The organism is Streptomyces sp. UNOC14_S4 (assembly GCF_020740835.1).
Taxonomy (GTDB): Bacteria; Actinomycetota; Actinomycetes; order Streptomycetales; family Streptomycetaceae; genus Streptomyces.
The window spans coordinates 1-1,444 of the sequence record NZ_JAINFC010000907.1 but is presented as its reverse complement, the minus strand read 5'-3'; the positions used below and the strand labels follow the sequence as shown (position 1 = coordinate 1,444).

Below are 1,444 nucleotides of genomic sequence, written 5' to 3'. Positions count from 1 at the left end.
GGCTCCGCCCCCGTCAGGGGCGCGGGGAACTGCGCGCCCAGCCGAAAACGACCCGCAGCCGCGCGCGCAGCCCAGGAGGCACCCCGTCAGGCGCACCCGAGGACAACAGAACCCATCACCCCGGAAGAAAGAAAGCGCGTGACCCCCAACCAGGACACAAAAGTCATCCGGATCCACACCCCCGAAAAAACCACCCGCACCCTCATCTGTCTCGGCTTCTGCGGCGGCGGCACCGGCTCCTACCACCAGTGGACACCCGCCCTCCCGGAGGGAGCGGCGCTCGCCGCCGTCTGCTATCCCGGCAGGGAAGGCCGGTTCCTGGAGGACTGCGCCACCGACTGGGAGGAACTGGCCGCCGACGCCACCGCGACGGTGCTCTCCGCCGTCGAGGGCCTCGACGGCGGCCCGTACGTCCTGTTCGGGCACAGCATGGGCGGCTGGATGGCCTTCGAGGTCGCCACCCGCCTGGAGCGCGGCGACGGCCCCGCGCCCGAGGCGCTGGTCGTCTCCTCCTGCAACGCCCCCGACCGCGGCCTCACCCCCCGGGACATGTTCCCGGCCCGGCAGGACACCGACGCCGAGCTCCTGACCTGGATGAAGAGCAACGGCCTGATGCCCGAGCACGTCCTGGGCAACTCCGACCTCGAGGACATGGCCCTGGAGCTGATGCGCGCGGACATCCAGGTCCGCGACACCTTCCGCCACACACCGGGCGCCAAGGTCCGCGCCCCTCTCCAGATGCTCTCGGCGTCGGACGACGCCGTCATCGAGGCCGACGCGGGCGAGCGGTGGCGCGGCCTGGCCCTCGGCGACTACCGGCACGACGTCCTGCCCGGCGGCCACTTCTACACCCCCGACATCTGGCGCACCCTGCCGCGGCACATCGCGGCCCTGAACACCCCCACAGGAGCGGGCGTATGAACAGCCACAGCACACCCGGCACACTCGACGTCGTCGTGAGCGGCACCGAGTCCGACTCCCACACCTGGAACCTCGTCTATCTCCAACTGCTCCTCGAAGGCTGGGGCCACCGGGTGGAGAACCTCGGCCCGTGCGTCGCGGGCCGGGACATCGTCGAGCGCTACGCCTACCGGGCCCCCGACCTCATCGTCCTCAGCAGCGTCAACGGCCACGGCGAGAGCGACGGACTGCGGGCCGTCGCCGCCCTGCGCGCCTCGCGGGAGCTCGCCGGCACCCCCGTCGTCATCGGCGGCAAACTCGGCACCCACGGCACGGCCGACCTGGCCCGGGGCGAGAACAGCCCCGGCGCGGTCGCCCGGCGCCTGCGCGCGGCGGGCTTCTCCGCCGTCTTCCTGGAGCCCGTCGACCTCGGCGTGTTCGAGGAGTTCGTCGGCTCCGTCGTCCCGCGCCACGGCCGCGCGGCCCGCCAGCCCCTCCAGACCACCTCCGCCTGATGGGCGACGCCCGCCCGATGGACGACGCC

General features: G+C 72.8%; 2 protein-coding genes. Both read left to right on the top strand.

The window, feature by feature from the left end:
- Positions 1-138 precede the first annotated feature (138 nt).
- Positions 139-921: a thioesterase II family protein gene (locus tag K6I34_RS36920; protein ID WP_229332382.1), complete on the top strand. Its 783-nt coding sequence runs from the start codon at positions 139-141 to the stop codon at positions 919-921.
- On the top strand, positions 918-1,415 hold the full coding sequence (locus K6I34_RS36915; protein ID WP_229332381.1) for a cobalamin B12-binding domain-containing protein: 498 nt from the start codon (positions 918-920) through the stop codon (positions 1,413-1,415). Before K6I34_RS36920 ends, K6I34_RS36915 begins: the two co-directional genes overlap by 4 nt.
- The last annotated feature ends 29 nt before the right edge of the window (positions 1,416-1,444 follow it).

What these genes read in the sequence shown, in the direction of transcription:
- K6I34_RS36915 (WP_229332381.1), top strand. Translation starts at nt 918, where the DNA reads ATGAACAGCCACAGCACACCCGGCACACTCGACGTCGTCGTGAGCGGC.